Raw genomic sequence first — 15,741 nt, 5'->3', positions numbered from 1 at the left:
GTTCAGCGGGCGCCGAGCAGGTGCTCGGTGGCGAGCTGCTGCAGCCGCACGAACCCGAAGCCCTTGCCGCCGAAGTACGCGTTCGCGTCGAAGTCCTCATAGGCCGAACGGTCGGCGAGGAGGTCGCCGTAGGTCTCGCCGGCGTTCAGGGTCGGCGCGGACAACTCGTCGACACGAGCCGCGGCGAGCGCCTCCTGCACCTCGGGATCGGCGCGGAAGGCCGCCGCACGCTCCTTGAGCAGCAGGTACGTGCGCATGTTCGCGCTCGCCGAGTCCCACACCCCGGTCTCGTCCTCGGTGCGGCTGGGCTTGTAGTCGAAGTGGCGCGGGCCGTCGTAGGCCGGGATCCCGTTCGGGCCGCCGTTCTCGAGCAGGTCGACGAGCGCGAATGCGTTGTGCAGGTCGCCGTGGCCGAACACCAGATCCTGGTCGTACTTGATGCCGCGCTGGCCGTTCAGATCGATGTGGAAGAGTTTGCCGTGGTACAGCGCCTGCGCGATGCCGGCGGCGAAGTTGAGCCCGGCCATCTGCTCGTGACCGACTTCGGGGTTCAGGCCCACGAGCTCGGGACGCTCGAGCGAGTCGATGAAGGCGAGCGCGTGGCCGAGCGTGGGCAGCAGGATGTCGCCGCGCGGCTCGTTCGGCTTCGGCTCGATCGCGAAGCGGATGTCGTAGCCCTTGTCCGTCACGTAGTCGCCGAGCAGGTTCACGGCCTCGCGGTAGCGCTCCAGTGCCGCGCGGATGTCCTTCGCGGAGTCGTATTCGGCGCCCTCGCGACCGCCCCACATGACGAACGTCTTCGCGCCCAGCTCGGCGCCGAGGTCGAGCTGGCGGAGCACCTTGCGCAGGGCGAAGCGGCGCACGGCACGGTCGTTCGAGGTGAAGCCGCCGTCCTTGAAGACCGGCGCGCTGAACAGGTTGGTCGTCACCATCGGCACGACGAGCCCGGTGTCGGCCAGGGCTCCCTTCAGGCGGTCGATCTGCGTCTGGCGCTCAGCCTCCGTGGATCCGAACGCGAACAGGTCGTCGTCGTGGAAGGTCAGGCCATAGGCGCCGAGCTCGGCGAGCCTCTCGACGACGTGCACGACGTCCAGCGCGGGACGGGTCGGACCGCCGAAGGGGTCGGCGCCGTTGTAGCCGACGGTCCAGAGGCCGAACGAGAACTTGTCCTCGCGGGTGGGGGTGAGTGACATGGTGAACCGCCTTCAGCGACGTCGATGAAATGTTGTAGCAGCGAACATATCAGCGCGGCCGAGTCGATGCAACGCCGCGTGCGGGGTGGCTGCGGCGTGGTCGGGCAGGCGGGTGCGTCAGCGTGGGGCGGCGGTGGAGGCGCGTACGATCAGCTCGGCCGGCAGTCGCACGTGCTCGTGCGGGGCGCCGTCGAGCATCGCCAGCAGCACGCGCACGGCCTCGGCGCCCATCTCGGCGAGTGGCTGACGAACCGTCGTGAGCTGCGGCACATGCGCCGCGGCCTCGGGTACGTCGTCGAAGCCCACGACCGACAGATCCTCGGGGATCCGCAGGCCGCGCTCCGCGGCGACGCGGATCATCTCGATTCCGGACAGGTCGTTCGCGGCGAACACCGCGGTGGGGGGATCCGTCAGATCGAGCAGCGCGTGCGCGCCGGCGGTCGTGCTCGCCCTGCGATAGCCGCCGTCGACGACGAGTGCGGGATCGAACGGGATCCCGGCGGTTTCGAGCGCTCGGCGGTATCCGTCCTCGCGCTGGTGTGCGGACTCCAGGTCGGTACGACCGCGCAGATGCGCGATGCGACGATGCCCCAGCGAGATCAGGTGGGTGGTCGCGGCGAAGCCGCCTTCGGCGTTGTGCACGCTCACCGAGGCCGGTCCGTCGGGCCCCTCGTGCGGGTCGATCGCGACGAGCGGCACGAGGGCGTCGGCGGGCATGGTCGTGGGGGTGACCAGGATGGCGCCGTCGATGAGGGTGCCGCCGAGGCGGGACAGTGAGCGGCGCTCCCATCCGAGGTGCTCGCCCGCCGAGACGCTCCCGGCGTAGGCGAGGACGTCGAAGCGCGTGCCCTGCAGTGCGGCCGAGACGCCCTGCAGCAGCTGGACGGCGAACGGCTCGAACTCGGCGACGAGCACGCCGATGACGTCGGTCCTGCGCCGTCGCATGGAGGTTGCGACGAGGGAGCTCTCGTATCCGAGCCGGGCCACGACCTCCTGCACGTGCTCGAGCGTCGACGGCGAGACGCCGTCACGGCCGTTGATCGCCTTCGAGACGGTCGCGACGGAGACGCCGGCGGCGTGGGCCACGTCGTGGATCGTGATGCGGGGGCTCATCTGCTCAATCTAGCGAGCGAAAACGTTATCGATATCGTTTGACATGCGGGTGACGCGAGTGCCAGAGTAGGCCGACGGCACATTCGCTGTAGTCGGCAACAAATTGCCGACGCGGTGCTGGAACTCGACGATGAGGAGAAACACAGCATGAAGATCCGCAAGGTTCTGACCGCCGCCGTGGCGGTCGCGGCCGTGGGCGCGATTGCCCTCACCGGCTGCTCCGGTGGCTCCGGTGGTGGCGACGCGGGCGGCAAGCAGACGCTGACGGTGTGGCAGAACTCGACCACCGGCGACGGCAAGCAGTTCTGGACGGACGCGGCAGCCGCGTTCCACAAGGCCAACCCCGACGTGACGGTGAAGGTCACCTCGATCCAGAACGAGGACATGGACGGCAAACTGCAGACCGCCGTCAACTCGGGCGACATGCCCGACGTCTTCATGGCCCGCGGCGGCAGCAAGCTCGCCGACGTCGTGGCGGCGGGCAAGGTCAAGGATCTGACGGACAAGATCGACCCCGACGTCAAGAAGGCGATCGGAGACGCTGCCCTGAGCGCGTTCACGGTGGATGGCAAGGTCTACGGCGTCCCCACCGCGGTGCTGCCCGGCGGCCTCTTCTACAGCAAGGATCTGTTCGCGAAGGCGGGCATCACCGAGACCCCGAAGACGATGGACGACCTCGAGGCGGCCATCATCAAGCTCAAGGCCGCAGGCATCGCCCCCATCGCCCTCGGTGCGAAGGACGCCTGGCCGGCCGCGCACTGGTACTACTTCTTCGCGGTGCGTGCCTGCGGCAAGGACCTCATCACGAACCTCGCCACGAAGAAGGACTTCACCGACGGCTGCTGGCTGACGGCTGCGAACAACCTGCAGAAGTTCGCCCAGGTCGAGCCGTTCAACGAGGGCTTCCTCACCACGTCGGCGCAGCAGGGTGCGAACTCCTCGGCAGGCCTGGTCGCGAACCACAAGGCGGCGATGGAGCTAATGGGCGCCTGGGAGCCGGGCGTGGTCGCGAGCCTCACCCCGGATCAGAAGCCGCTGGCCGACCTCGACTGGTTCCCGTTCCCCGAGGTCTCCGGGGGCAAGGGCGAGGCGGGCGCGATGATGGGCGGCCTGGATGGCTACTCCTGCTCCGAGAAGTCCCCGTCTTCGTGCGAGAAGTTCCTCAACTTCGTCGCGGCGAAGGAGCAGCAGGAGAAGTACGCCGTGGCGTTCCAGACCATCCCGGCCAACCAGGACGCCAAGGGCGCGGTCGACAACGCTTCGCTGAAGCCCCTCATGGAGGCCTACAGCAAGGCGCCGTACGTGGCGCTCTGGCTCGACACCGCGCTCGGGCAGAACGTCGGCAACGCGCTGAACACGGGCGTCGTGGAGATGCTCGCCGGGCAGGGCGACCCGAAGACGCTCCTCCAGAAGATCACCGACGCCGCGGCGAGGGGCTGAGCGAGAGCGATGACTGGCACCCAGGTGATGGCCGAGGCCGTGCCTGAGAGCGACCGCCGCACCGGGACCGGGGTCTCCCCGGCCCTGGTGCGGCGAGCACGCGCCGACTGGCGCAAGCGCGGCGAGATCGCGCTGCTCTCCGGGCCCGCCCTGCTGATGTTCGTCGGATTCGTCATCCTCCCGGTGGGGATGGCCTCCGTCTACGGGTTCTTCAAGTGGAACGGGTTCGGGTGGCCGACGCAGTTCGTCGGTCTCGACAACTACATCCACATGTGGCAGGACCACACGTTCCGCGACGCGGTGGTGCACAACTTCGCGATCGTCGTGCTCTCGCTCGTGCTGCAGGGGCCGATCGCGATCCTGTTCGCGCTCCTGCTGAACCAGAAGTTCCGCGGGCGGTCGCTGATCCGCGTGCTGATCTTCGTGCCCTACGTGATCTCCGAGGTCATCGTCGGCACGGGGTGGAACCTGATGATGCAGGACTCGGGCGCGTTGAACTCGCTGCTCGGCAAGCTCGGGCTCGGCTTCCTCCAGCACTCGTGGCTCGCGGATCCGAAGCTCGCCCTGTGGACGCTGATGGTCATCATCACCTGGAAGTACATCGGGTTCGCGGTCATCCTGATGCTCGCGGGCATGCAGTCCATCCCCGAGGAGCTGTTCGAGGCGGCGGCGATCGACGGCGCCGGCTTCTGGAAGATCCAGTGGAACATTACCGTGCCCCTGCTGGGTCCGACGATCCGCATCTGGGCGTTCCTGTCGATCATCGGCGCGCTGCAGCTCTTCGACCTCGTCAACATCATCTGGGGGCAGTACATCTCCGCCACGGCGGGCACCTCGACGATGGCGACGTACATGTACCAGAACGGGCATCTCGCCGGCAGTTACGGCTTCGGCAACGCGGTGGCCGTGATGCTCTTCCTGATCACTCTCGTCGTCGCCCTGATCTATCAGCGGTTCGTGCTGCGGCGCGACACCGACGGCGCCCTGACGGGCGACAGCGGAAAGGCCCGCCGATGACCACCGACACCCTCCGCACCACGGCCATCGTGCAGCCGCGCGGGCGCAGAGGCGAACGCCGTTCGCAGAAGGCCCCGTGGGGGAGCCCCGGGCTGTACCTGATCGCGATCGTGCTCGTGACGATCTGCATCACGCCGGTGCTCTACATCATCATCGGCGGGTTCCGCACGAACTCGCAGATCACGAAGGATCCGTCCGGCTTCCCGGCGCCCTGGCAGTTCGCCAACTACTCCGACGTGCTCGCCGGATCCGAGTTCTGGACGGCTCTGGTCAACTCGACCGTCGTCGCGATCGGCACGACCGTCGGCGCCGTGCTGCTCGGCGTCATGGCGGCGTACGTGCTCGCCCGCTACGAGTTCGCCGCCAAGCCGGCCATGTACGCGCTGTTCGCCGCGGGGCTGATGTTCCCTGTCACCGTCGCGATCACCCCGCTGTACCTCCTGATCCGCAACTTCGGCCTGGTGAACAGCCTGGCCGGCATCATCGTGCCGCAGATCGCGTTCGCCCTGCCCGGCACGATCATCATCCTCGTACCGTTCCTGAAGGCGATCCCCAAGGAGCTCGAGGAGGCGGCGGCGATCGACGGCGCCTCCCGGCTCGGCTTCTTCTGGCGGATGGTGATCCCGCTCAGCCTCCCGGGCGTCATCACGGTCGGCATCCTCGCGTTCGTCGGATCGTGGAACGGCTACATGCTGCCGCTGTTCATCCTCAATGACCCGAATCTGTTCACGCTGCCGCTCGGCGTGCAGAACTTCTCCTCGCAGTACTCGGTCGACACCGCCCGTGTGCTGGCCTACACCTCGCTGTCGATGCTGCCCGCGCTCATCTTCTTCAGCCTCTTCGAACGCCGCATCGTCGGCGGCCTGACCGGCGCGGTGAAGGGCTGAGCATGACTTCGGACACGACCACCCAGGCCACGGCGACGGACGAGATCCCGGCCCTCCCGATCGCCTCCGCGCGGGTCGGGGAGCTGCTCGCGCGGATGACGCTCGAGGAGAAGGCCGCGCAGCTCGTCGGGTACTGGCTCGATCAGGGCGGCGAGGTCGTGGCGCCCCTGCAGAACGAGATGGCGGCCGCAGGACGCCACGACACGCTGGCCGGCATCACCCGCGACGGCATCGGTCACTACACCCGCGTGTACGGCACTCGCCCCGTCGAGCCCGCGGAGCGCGCGGCCTGGCTCTGGGAGGAGCAGCGTCGGTTGAAGCGCGAGACGCGGCTCGGGATCCCGGCGCTCGTGCACGAGGAGTGCCTCACGGGCCTCGCCGCGTGGAAGGCCGCGACCTTCCCGACACCGCTGGCCTGGGGCGCTTCGTTCGACCCCGAGCTCGTCGCCGAGATGGGGGCGCTGATCGGGGATTCGATGCGCACGCTCGGCATCCACCAGGGGCTCGCCCCGGTGCTCGATGTGGTGCGCGACCCCCGTTGGGGAAGGGTGGACGAGTGCATCGGCGAGGACCCCTACCTCGTGGGCACCGTGGGCACCGCCTACGTCCAGGGGCTGCAGTCCGCCGGGGTGCACGCCACGCTCAAGCACTTCCTCGGGTACTCCGGCTCGCGCGCCGGCCGCAACCATGCGCCGGTGTCCGCCGGGCCGCGCGAGGTCGCCGACGTCTTCCTGCCGCCGTTCGAGATGGCGATCCGGGACGGCGGGGTGCGCGGCGTCATGAACAGTTACGCCGAGATCGACGGTGTGCCTGTCGCGTCGGATCCGGCCCTGCTGACGGGGCTCCTCCGCGAGCGGCTCGGCTTCGACGGCGTCGTGGTGGCCGACTACTTCGCGATCGCGTTCCTCGAGGTCATGCACGCGGTCGCGGCCGACCGGGGCGAGGCCGCCGAGCTCGCGCTGCGGGCGGGGATCGACGTGGAGCTGCCCTCCGGCGACGCCTACCTGGAGCCCCTGATCGACCGGGTGCGCAGCGGTGCGCTCGACGAGGCCTATCTCGATCGCGCCGTCATACGGGTGCTCGCCCAGAAGGAGCAGCTCGGACTCCTCGAGCCCGGCGCCTTCGAGGACGAGGCCCCGGTCGCGGTCGACCTCGACACCCCTCAGCACCGATCGGTCGCGCGGCGGCTGGCCGCGGAATCCCTCGTGCTGCTGTCGAACGACGGCGTCCTGCCGCTCGCGGCGTCGGCGCGACGCATCGCGCTCATCGGGCCCAATGCCGATCGCACGGATGCGCTGCAGGGCTGCTACTCGTTCGCGAACCACGTGCTCGCGCACCACCCCGACCATGAGCTGGGCATCGAGATGCCCACCGTGCGCGAGGCGCTTGCCGTCGCGCTCCCCGAAGCGGAGATCGTGCACGTGCGCGGATCCGAGGTCGACGGCGACGACACGTCGGGCTTCGCCGAGGCCGAGCGTGCCGCCGCGGACGCCGACATCGCGATCGTCGTGGTCGGCGACCAGGCGGGGCTCTTCGGCCGGGGAACCGTCGGCGAGGGCAACGATGTGGAGTCGCTCGACCTCCCCGGCGTGCAGCGCGAGCTCGTCGAGCGCCTGGTCGAGTCCGGAACGCCCGTCCTCATGGTCGTGCTCTCCGGTCGTCCCTATGCGATCGACTGGGCGCTCGACGATGGTGCTGCGCGTCCGGGGGCTGTGCTGCAGGCCTTCTTCCCGGGCGAGGAGGGCGGCACGGCGATCGCGGACGTGCTCACCGGTGCGGCGTCGCCCTCGGGCCGGCTGCCGCTCAGCCTGCCGCGATCGGCGGGGGCGCAGCCGTACAGCTACCTGCATCCGATCCTGGGCGGCCCCTCCGACGTCACTTCCACGGATCCGACCCCGCTGCGGCCGTTCGGGTTCGGACTGTCGTACACGAGCTTCGTCTACGACGATTTCGCGGTCTCCGCCGAGGCCCGCACGGACGGCGCCTTCACCGCGACCGTGACCGTCGCCAACACGGGCGCCCGCCGTGGAGCCGAGGTCGTGCAGCTGTACGGGCGGGACGTCGTGGCGAGCGTGACGCGTCCCGTGGCGCAGCTGCTGGGTTACGCGCGCGTCGAGCTCGAGCCGGGAGAGCGCCGCACGCTGCGTTTCGCGGTGCCGGCGGCGCGCTTCGCGTTCACCGACCGCACGCTGACCCGGGTGGTCGAGCCGGGGGAGGTGCGCGTGTGGGCGGCCGCCCACGCCGAGGCGTCCGCTCCGGCGCCCGACAACGGCGAGATCGCCGGCGTCACAGGGGGCGCGATCTCGAACGAGCGCGCCCGTGCGCACCGCGTGCTCCCCGGCGCGGCGACGGCGGCTCTGCCGGTGCGGCTCACGGGGGACGTGCACGAGGTCGGCGCGGCCGACGCCCGCCTGGTGACGGTGTCGGTCACGTGATCGCGGTCGCGAATCCGATCCTGCCGGGATGCCATCCGGATCCGTCGATCTGCCGGGTGGGCGAGTGGTACTACCTGGTGACGTCCACGTTCGAGTACCTGCCCGGTCTGCCGGTGCTGCGCTCGCGCGACCTGGCGGGGTGGGAGACGGTCGGGCACGTGATCGACCGCCCCGGGATGCTCGACTTCGAGGGCATCGGATCCTCTGGTGGACTGTACGCGCCGACGATCCGGCACGGGCGCGGTCTGTTCTGGGTGGTGTGCACGCTCGTCGACCGGGAGGATCCGACCCGGGGAGGAAACTTCCTGGTCACCGCGAGCGATCCGGCAGGGCCGTGGAGCGATCCCGTGATGCTCGACGTCGCCGGCATCGACCCGTCGATCGTGTTCGACGACGAGGGGCGCGTGTGGCTGCACGGCACCCGCCTGGCCCCCGATCCGGAGTGGCACGACCAGACCGAGGTCTGGGTGCAGGAGTACTCGCCGGACCGACGCGTACTCGTCGGTGAGGAGCACGTGATCTGGCGCGGCGCGGTGCACGGGACGGTCTGGGCGGAGGGTCCGCACCTGTATCGCATCGATGGGAGCTGGTACCTGCTCGCGGCCGAGGGTGGCACCGAGTTCCACCACGCGGTGAGCGTGGCGCGTGCTGACGAAGTCACCGGACCGTACCTCGGCAATCGTGCGAACCCGGTGTTCACGCACCGGCATCTGGGACGCACGAGCGACGTGATCGGCGCGGGGCACGCCGATCTCGTCCAGGCGCCTGACGGCTCCTGGTTCGCGGTGATGCTCGCGATGCGTGCGGACGACGGGCATCACTATCCCCTCGGCCGGGAGACGTTCCTGTGCCCCGTGGCGTGGGAGGACGGCTGGCCCGTGTTCGCGCCGGGCGAAGGGCGGCTGCCGGATACGGTCGCGATCCCGTGGGCGACCGAGGAAGCGCCCGCCGGCTCGTGGCAGCCGGACGACCGGGTCGCGGGCGTCGTCGAGCCCGCGGATCCTCGCTGGACGGCGCTGCGCGCTCTGCCCGCCGAGGTGGCGGTCGCGGACGGCGACAGCTGGCGGCTACCCGTGCGCGCGGGGACCCTGCACGAGCCGTCCACGCCGGCGTTCCTCGGGGTGCGGCAGCAGCACGCGGACGTCGACGTGCGCTGCGTGCTGGACGTGCACGGGCTCGCCGAGCGCGAGCGCGCGGGCGTCGTGCTGCGGCAGTCCGAGCGGGACCACGTGGCGGTCGCCGTCACGCGCACGCAGGACGGGCTGCGGCTCTCGTCCGAGCGCTGCTTCGGGGGTGACAGGGAGCATCGGGATCTGGGTGCGCTGTCCGAGGCGAACGAGGTGGAGCTCGCCGTGAGCGGGCGCGGATACGACTACGTCCTCCGGCACGCCGGTGCCGACGTGCTCACCGCCGATGGGCGAGAGTTGGACGCGTCGTCGACAGGCGGATTCCTCGGCCTTTGGGTCGGCGTGTACGCCACGAGCGTGGGTGCCCCGCCACGGGGGGACGTGCGCATCGCCCGCTTCACGTACGCGCCTGCGCGGTCCGGCGGCGGCGCTCGGTAGCCTGGAGTCCCACCGCGTGCAGGAAGCGAGACGCCGCATGAACGAACGCGCCACGACCGTCGAGGGGGTGCGGCGCACCAATCTCGCCGAGGTGCTGCGCCTCGTTCACCATGCGGGTCCGCGGTCCAGGGCCGTCATCACGGCGGAGACCGGGCTGAACCGCTCCACCGTCTCGGATCTGGTCGGGCGGCTGGTCGAGGCCGGGCTGGTCGAGGAGCACGAGCCCGATCCCACGCGCCGGGTGGGACGCCCCTCTCCCGTGGTCGCGCCCAGTCCGGGCGTGGTCGCCATCGGGGTGAACCCCGAGATCGACGCCATCGAGATCGGGGCGGTCGCGCTGGGCGGCGCGGTGCGCGAGCGGGTGCGAATCCCCGTCGAGCAGCCCGATGTCGCGGAGGTCGTGAAGATCGTCGCCGGGGTCGTGGGCGGCTGGCGTGACGGGGCGCTGGCCGGCTGCCACATCGAGGGCGTCGGCCTCGCGGTTCCCGGGCTGGTGCGGGCATCGGACGGCCTGGTCCGGTTCGCTCCGCATCTGGAATGGCGGGACGCCGACATCGCGGGACCGCTCGCGGCCGCGCTGGGCATCGACGTGGTCGTGGGCAACGACGCCTCGCTCGGCGCCCGTGCGGAACGGCTGTTCGGCGCCGCCCGTGCGCATGGGGACGTCGTGTACCTGAACGGCGGCGCCAGCGGCATCGGCGGCGGGCTCATCCTGCACGGCCAGCTCATCGGCGGCGTGGGCGGCTACGCGGGGGAATGGGGGCAGACCGCCGCGAGCGTGGCGGATGCCGCGGACCGGCGCGCCGAGGGCGGAGTCCTGGAGGACGAGGTCAACCGCGCCCGCCTGGTGCAGGCCGCGGGTCTCGTCGCGCCCGATGATGCCGAGCTTCGCGCGGCGCTCGCCGCTGCAGGGGAGGGGCCCGCGATCGCCGAGACCGCACGGCAGCGTCGGATCCTCGCGGCGACCCTCGGCAACGCCGTCAACGTGCTGAACCCGGCGATGATCGTGCTCGGCGGCTTCCTCGCAATCCTGCGGGATCTGGATCCGGCGGTCTTCGACGAGGACGTGCAACGGCGCGCGCTCGCCGCATCGGCCGAAGGGTTGGAGATCGCCGCCGCCGCGCTCGGCGCCGATCGCCTGCTCATCGGCGCCGCGGACGCCGCCTTCGAACGCCTGCTCGCGGATCCACTGGGCTGAGCTCATGCGCGGCCGGTTCCTTCCCCGAGGTCGCTGAGCGAGGACGCCGAAGGCGACCGAGACGAAACGCGGCGCCCTCGCAGGAGCTCCGCGCCTCGTCTCGGTCGCTTCACGCGCTCGACGACCCCGGATTCAGCTCCGGGCGACCTCGAGCTCCACCGCCGACCACGACAGCGCCGACAGGGTGAGGCGTACCGCGCCGTCGTCGATCGCGACGCCGTCGAGCGTCCGCATCCCGACCGCGTCGGGCGTCTGCTCGAGGTTCGCGGTGAGGCGGTCGCCGCCCTCGGGCACGGTGAGCACCTCGGCCGAACGCACCGCGGTCGCGCGCAGACCGTGCAGGTCGAGGTCGACGGTCGCCTCCGAGGAGAGCGAGCGGTTCGCGATGAAGAGTGCGAGGCGCCCCGAGGCCTCATCCCACGTCGCCACCGCGTCGACCTCGTCCACGTCGCCGTACTGCGCGGTCTCGCCCTTGGTCGACGAGACCGCGAGCCGCATGATCCGACCCTTCGCCATCCGCGCCATCCGCGCGAACGGCCAGAAGATCGTCTGCCGCCACGCCGGGCCGCCCTCCTCGGAGCGGATCGGGGCGATCACGTTCACGAGCTGGGCCTGGTTGGCGATCTTCACGCGGTCGCCGTGCCGCAGCAGGCTGTGCAGGAACGTGCCGACCACGACCGCGTCGGTGACGTTGTAGGTGTCCTCGATGAGGCGGGGGTGCTCGCGCCAGCCGGCCGCGGCCACCTCGCCCTCCTCGACGTCGTTGAACCGGTCGAAGTCCCAGACGTTCCACTCGTCGAACGAGATGTCCACCTGCTTGCTGTGCTTGCCGGCGGCCTTGACCGCGTCGATCGTGGAGATCACGCCGTCGATGAACATGTCCATCTCCACGCCCTCGGCGAGGAATGACGCCGCGTCGCCGCTCTGCTCCCGGTAGTACGCGTGCATGGAGATGTAGTCGACCTCGTCGTACGCGTGCGTGAGCACGGTGTGCTCCCAGGTGCCGAAGGTCGGCATCTGCCGGTTCGAGGATCCGACCGCGACGAGCTCGATCTCAGGGTCCACGAGCTTCATCGCCTTGGCGGTCTCCTGGGCGAGACGCCCGTACTCGTGCGCCGTCTTGTGCCCGATCTGCCAGGGGCCGTCCAGTTCGTTGCCGAGGCACCACAGCTTGATGCCGAACGGATCCTCGGCGCCGTTGCGGCGGCGCAGGTCCGACCAGTAGGTGCCGCCGGGGTGGTTGGCGTACTCGACCAGCGCGCGGGCCTCCTCGACGCCACGGGTGCCGAGGTTGATGGCCTCCATGACCTCGACCTCGGCCTCGCGCGACCAGTCCATGAACTCGTGCAGACCGAAGGCGTTCGTCTCGATCGTGTGCCAGGCGCCGTCCATGCGCACGGGGCGCTCGGCGACGGGGCCGACGCCGTCCTCCCAGCGATAGCCGGAGACGAAGTTGCCGCCGGGGTAGCGGACGACGGTGGGTCCGAGTTCGCGCACGAGCTCGAGCACGTCGGTGCGGAAGCCGCGGGCGTCGGCGGCCGGATGGCCGGGCTCGTAGATGCCGGTGTAGACGCAGCGGCCCATGTGCTCGACGAACTGGCCGAACAGGCGGCGCGGGACGTCGGCGAGCGAGAAGTCGCGGTCGATGGTGATGCGGGCGTGGGTCATGGGTATCCGATCCGTTCGGGTCATTGACCGCCGAAGCCGCTGGTGGCGACACCGGTGACGATCTGCTTCTGGAAGATGAGGAACACGATGATGAGCGGCAGGGCGGCGAGCACGGCCTGGGCCATGACCTGCGCGTATTGCACGCCGTAGGCGCTGATGACCGTCTGCAGGCCGACCGGCAGGGTCATCAGGCTGGTGTCGTTGATCACGAGGAACGGCCACAGGAAGTTGTTCCAGGCGCCGATGAACACGAAGATCGCGACGGAGGCGAGGATCGGCCGCGACAGCGGCAGGACGATCGACCAGAACACCCGGAATCTCGAGGCGCCGTCGACGCGCGCCGCGTCCTCGAGTTCGACCGGGATCGCGTCGAAGAACCGCTTCAGAATGAACACCATCGCGGGTGCGACCACCTGAGGCAGGATGAGCCCCCAGTGCGTGTCCACGAGATTGAAGGCCAGCATCTCGTAGAACAGCGGGATGATCAGCACCTGAGGGGGCACCACGATCGCGGCGATGATGACGACGAACAGCCACCTGCGGCCGCGGAAGTCGAGCCGGGAGAACGCGTAGGCGGCGAGGGCCGAGATCGCGACGGTGATCACGGTGACGGCGGTCGCGGTCCACAGGCTGTTCCACGCCCAGAGGTAGACGTTGCCCTGCGAGAGGATCGCGCCGAAGGCCTGCGCCGTCGGTCCGCTCGCGCCGATCCAGCCGGCGTCGCCGGATGCGGCGTCCGTCTCGGTCTTGAACGCGGTGGCGACGGCCCAGAGGAACGGCAGGAGCCAGCCGATCGCGAGGATCAGCAGCACCGCGAAGGCGAGCACGGTGAGAACGGTGAAGCGGCGGCCGACCGGCCGGCGGGTGCGGGCGCGCGCAGCGCCCGGGGCGACGAGGGTGCGGGTCGCGGTGGTCATCGGGCGTCCTTCCGCCGACGGGTGATCAGCGCCTGGACGACGCCGAGGATGATGATGATCGCGAAGAACACGTACGAGATCGCCGCCGAGTAGCCGAACCGGTACCCGACGAAACCGGTCTCGTAGATGTACTGCACGATCGAGCGAGTGGTGTCGCTGGAGAGGCCGCCGAGCATCTGGTACGCCTGATCGAACAGCTTGAGCGACGCGAGGATCTGCAGCAGGCCGATGAGGGTGGTCGCCGGTCCCAGCTGCGGGAGAGTGATCGAGGTGAACTGCCGCCAGCCTCCCGCGCCGTCCAGCGAGGCCGCCTCGTACTGCTGCTGCGGGATGTTCTGCAGCGCCGCGAGGTAGAGCAGGAAGTTGAACCCGACCGTCCACCACACGGTCGCGATCACGATCGCGAGCATGTTGACTTTCGGATCCTGCAGCCAGGCGATCGGCTCGAGACCGAACGCCTTCAGGACGTTGTTCGCCGCCCCGATCTGCGGATTGAAGATCCAGATCCAGATCTGCGAGATCACCGTGGAGGCGAGCAGGTACGGCATGAAGAAGGAGAGCCGCCAGAGCCATTGGCCCGGGAGTCCGCGGTCGACGAGCACCGCCATGAGGAGCGCGATGATCACGAGCGGGACCGTGGACAGCAGCGTGAACCACACCGTGTTGCCGAGAGCTCCCCACATGACCGGATCCGCGAGCGCCTCGATGTAGTTCGCGATGCCGACGAATCCGCCGCCGGATCCGGTGAGGGACTGGTCGGTGAAGCTCAGGTAGAGGCCGTGCAGGATCGGCCACGCGAGGAAGAGCGCGAACGCGATGAGGAAGGGGGTGAGGAACGCCCAGCCGATCAGCTGCTCGCCGCGGTGGGATCCGCCGGCGTGGCGTCGGGTCGCGCGGGTCGCCGCGCGACCGGTGACGATGGTCGTGGTGGTGGGCGCCGTCGTGGTCATCTCCGAGCTCCTTCCGGGTCGGCGGGATTGGGTTGGGCGAGGAATCGCGTGACGGCGGCCTCGAAGCGGGTGATGGCGTCGGCGGCACTGCCTCCGCCGAGGAGTGCGGGCTGGGCGGCGGCGCCGAACTGACCTTGGAAGTTGGATCCGGAGCCCGTGAACCACGCGGGCGGGTCGTAGCGCACGTACTTCGCGGCTTCGGAGTAGTGCGCCTGCGGGAGCAGCTTCGCGTACTTCGCGGACTCGGTGACCGGGAGGAAGGCGGGGATGTGCCCGGCCTCCGCCCAGCCGAAGGAGCCCTTCAGCATGTCGGCCACGAAGCGGTACACGAGGTCGCGGCTCGGCGCGTCGGGGTGCGACTGGTGCGGCAGCACGAACGAGTGCGAATCGGCGTAGGCCGTGCGCGTGCCGAACAGGGGCGGGATCATCGCGATGTCGAACGGGATCTTGGCGGCCTGCATCGTGCGCAGCTCCCACACTCCGCTGAGGAACATGCCGCTCTTGCCCGTCGCGAACTCCGCCACGGCCGTGCCGTAGTCGGCCTGCTTGGCCGCCCTCTTGCCGTCGAGCAGCTTCTGCATGAACTCGAGGGAGGCGACGGCGGCGTCCTTGTCGATCACCGCGGAGCCACCCTGCGGCATCTCCATCTCGATGCCGTGCTGCGTGTACAGCGTGTAGAACAGGCGCCACATCTGGGAGCCGTCGCCGAGGTAGCCGTAGGAGAGGCCGTGCCCGCCGGTGACTCCGGCGATCGCGTCGACCATGGCGAGGAACTCATCGGGGCTCTCCGCCTCCTTCAGGCGACCGTCGTGGCCGAGCACGCCCGCCTTCTCGCAGACCTCCGTGTTGTACATGAGCACGAAGGGATGCGCGTCGAGGGCGATGCTGAGGCGCCTGCCGTCGACGTCGCCCTTCTTCCAGATCGGATCCGGGAACGTGGACGCGTCCACGCCGAGGTCGGAGAGACGGCCGGTGTCCCAGTCGTCGAGGAGCCCGCCGGGGGCCCAGCCGAGCACTCGGGTGGCGTGCATGATCGCCACGTCGGGGGCGCGGCCACCGGCCGCGGCCATGGCGAGCTTCGTGTAGTAGGGCGTGCCCCAGGCGAGCACCGTGGGGCGCACGCGGTAAGCCGTCTGCGCCTTGTTCACGCCGTCCAGCAGACCGGACATCGTCACGCCGTCGCCGCCGGAGAGAAGGTGCCAGAACTGCAGGGTGCGGGTGCCGGACGCGGCGGCCGAGGACGGAGCGCAGCCGGCGAGCAGCGCGGCGCCGGCGGTCAGGCCCGCGGTGCCGAGGAACTGCCGCCGGTTCAGATCGAGAGGTGGTGTCATCGTCACTCCTTCGTGGACGATCGGGGG

12 protein-coding genes are annotated in these 15,741 nt (G+C 70.0%); 6 read left to right on the top strand and 6 right to left on the bottom strand.

Annotated features, from left to right (window positions below):
* Positions 1-2: 2 nt before the first annotated feature.
* Both xylA and LXM50_RS10490 read right to left on the bottom strand, forming a co-directional pair.
* Complete coding sequence (gene xylA, locus LXM50_RS10495) at positions 3-1,193, bottom strand: xylose isomerase (RefSeq protein WP_233311266.1); 1,191 nt, start codon at positions 1,191-1,193, stop codon at positions 3-5.
* A 117-nt stretch (positions 1,194-1,310) separates the two neighbouring features.
* Positions 1,311-2,306 carry a LacI family DNA-binding transcriptional regulator gene (locus tag LXM50_RS10490; protein ID WP_233311265.1) on the bottom strand — a complete coding sequence of 332 codons (996 nt, stop codon included), beginning with the start codon at positions 2,304-2,306 and terminating at the stop codon, positions 1,311-1,313.
* A gap of 147 nt (positions 2,307-2,453) precedes the next feature.
* On the opposite strand from LXM50_RS10490, the gene LXM50_RS10485 reads away from it, so the two are divergent.
* The 6 genes from LXM50_RS10485 to LXM50_RS10460 are packed head-to-tail and all read left to right on the top strand — an operon-like array spanning position 2,454 to position 10,848.
* On the top strand, positions 2,454-3,746 hold the full coding sequence (locus tag LXM50_RS10485; RefSeq protein WP_233311264.1) for an extracellular solute-binding protein: 1,293 nt from the start codon (positions 2,454-2,456) through the stop codon (positions 3,744-3,746).
* 9 nt (positions 3,747-3,755) lie between these two features.
* Complete coding sequence (locus tag LXM50_RS10480; RefSeq protein ID WP_233311263.1) at positions 3,756-4,763, top strand: carbohydrate ABC transporter permease; 1,008 nt, start codon at positions 3,756-3,758, stop codon at positions 4,761-4,763.
* Positions 4,760-5,650 (top strand): carbohydrate ABC transporter permease, encoded by an 891-nt coding sequence (locus tag LXM50_RS10475; protein WP_233311262.1) that lies wholly within the window; start codon positions 4,760-4,762, stop codon positions 5,648-5,650. The genes LXM50_RS10480 and LXM50_RS10475 overlap by 4 nt, the downstream gene beginning before the upstream one ends.
* A 2-nt stretch (positions 5,651-5,652) precedes the next feature.
* Positions 5,653-8,085 carry a glycoside hydrolase family 3 N-terminal domain-containing protein gene (locus LXM50_RS10470; protein ID WP_233311261.1) on the top strand — a complete coding sequence of 811 codons (2,433 nt, stop codon included), beginning with the start codon at positions 5,653-5,655 and terminating at the stop codon, positions 8,083-8,085.
* Positions 8,082-9,650: a glycoside hydrolase family 43 protein gene (locus tag LXM50_RS10465; RefSeq protein ID WP_233311260.1), complete on the top strand. Its 1,569-nt coding sequence runs from the start codon at positions 8,082-8,084 to the stop codon at positions 9,648-9,650. Before LXM50_RS10470 ends, LXM50_RS10465 begins: the two co-directional genes overlap by 4 nt.
* A 37-nt stretch (positions 9,651-9,687) precedes the next feature.
* On the top strand, positions 9,688-10,848 hold the full coding sequence (locus LXM50_RS10460) for an ROK family transcriptional regulator (protein ID WP_233311259.1): 1,161 nt from the start codon (positions 9,688-9,690) through the stop codon (positions 10,846-10,848).
* 132 nt (positions 10,849-10,980) lie between these two features.
* Here LXM50_RS10460 and LXM50_RS10455 read toward each other — a convergent pair whose 3' ends face one another.
* Genes LXM50_RS10455 through LXM50_RS10440 form a run of 4 tightly spaced genes read right to left on the bottom strand, consistent with a single transcriptional unit; the run spans position 10,981 to position 15,714 of the window.
* Positions 10,981-12,516 (bottom strand): alpha-N-arabinofuranosidase, encoded by a 1,536-nt coding sequence (locus tag LXM50_RS10455; protein WP_233311258.1) that lies wholly within the window; start codon positions 12,514-12,516, stop codon positions 10,981-10,983.
* Positions 12,517-12,536: 20 nt separating this feature from the next.
* Positions 12,537-13,433: a carbohydrate ABC transporter permease gene (locus LXM50_RS10450; RefSeq protein ID WP_233311257.1), complete on the bottom strand. Its 897-nt coding sequence runs from the start codon at positions 13,431-13,433 to the stop codon at positions 12,537-12,539.
* Complete coding sequence (locus LXM50_RS10445; protein ID WP_233311256.1) at positions 13,430-14,383, bottom strand: carbohydrate ABC transporter permease; 954 nt, start codon at positions 14,381-14,383, stop codon at positions 13,430-13,432. Before LXM50_RS10445 ends, LXM50_RS10450 begins: the two co-directional genes overlap by 4 nt.
* Positions 14,380-15,714, bottom strand: coding sequence for an extracellular solute-binding protein (locus tag LXM50_RS10440; protein ID WP_233311255.1), 1,335 nt, complete (start codon positions 15,712-15,714; stop codon positions 14,380-14,382). Before LXM50_RS10440 ends, LXM50_RS10445 begins: the two co-directional genes overlap by 4 nt.
* Positions 15,715-15,741 lie beyond the last annotated feature (27 nt).

The sequence above is a fragment of the Microbacterium sp. Au-Mic1 genome (assembly GCF_021341785.1).
Lineage (GTDB): Bacteria > Actinomycetota > Actinomycetes > Actinomycetales > Microbacteriaceae > Microbacterium.
Note: the sequence above shows the minus strand (reverse complement) of the source record. Positions and strands in the feature narration are given on the sequence as shown.

Excerpts from the sequence above, each read along its gene's own strand:
- LXM50_RS10445 (WP_233311256.1), bottom strand. The coding sequence starts at position 14,383 with ATGACCACGACGGCGCCCACCACCACGACCATCGTCACCGGTCGCGCG.
- LXM50_RS10460 (WP_233311259.1), top strand. The coding sequence starts at position 9,688 with ATGAACGAACGCGCCACGACCGTCGAGGGGGTGCGGCGCACCAATCTC.
- LXM50_RS10480 (WP_233311263.1), top strand. The coding sequence starts at position 3,756 with ATGACTGGCACCCAGGTGATGGCCGAGGCCGTGCCTGAGAGCGACCGC.
- LXM50_RS10475 (WP_233311262.1), top strand. The coding sequence starts at position 4,760 with ATGACCACCGACACCCTCCGCACCACGGCCATCGTGCAGCCGCGCGGG.
- LXM50_RS10450 (WP_233311257.1), bottom strand. The coding sequence starts at position 13,433 with ATGACCACCGCGACCCGCACCCTCGTCGCCCCGGGCGCTGCGCGCGCC.
- LXM50_RS10470 (WP_233311261.1), top strand. The coding sequence starts at position 5,653 with ATGACTTCGGACACGACCACCCAGGCCACGGCGACGGACGAGATCCCG.
- LXM50_RS10440 (WP_233311255.1), bottom strand. The coding sequence starts at position 15,714 with ATGACACCACCTCTCGATCTGAACCGGCGGCAGTTCCTCGGCACCGCG.
- LXM50_RS10490 (WP_233311265.1), bottom strand. The coding sequence starts at position 2,306 with ATGAGCCCCCGCATCACGATCCACGACGTGGCCCACGCCGCCGGCGTC.
- xylA (WP_233311266.1), bottom strand. The coding sequence starts at position 1,193 with ATGTCACTCACCCCCACCCGCGAGGACAAGTTCTCGTTCGGCCTCTGG.
- LXM50_RS10455 (WP_233311258.1), bottom strand. The coding sequence starts at position 12,516 with ATGACCCACGCCCGCATCACCATCGACCGCGACTTCTCGCTCGCCGAC.
- LXM50_RS10485 (WP_233311264.1), top strand. The coding sequence starts at position 2,454 with ATGAAGATCCGCAAGGTTCTGACCGCCGCCGTGGCGGTCGCGGCCGTG.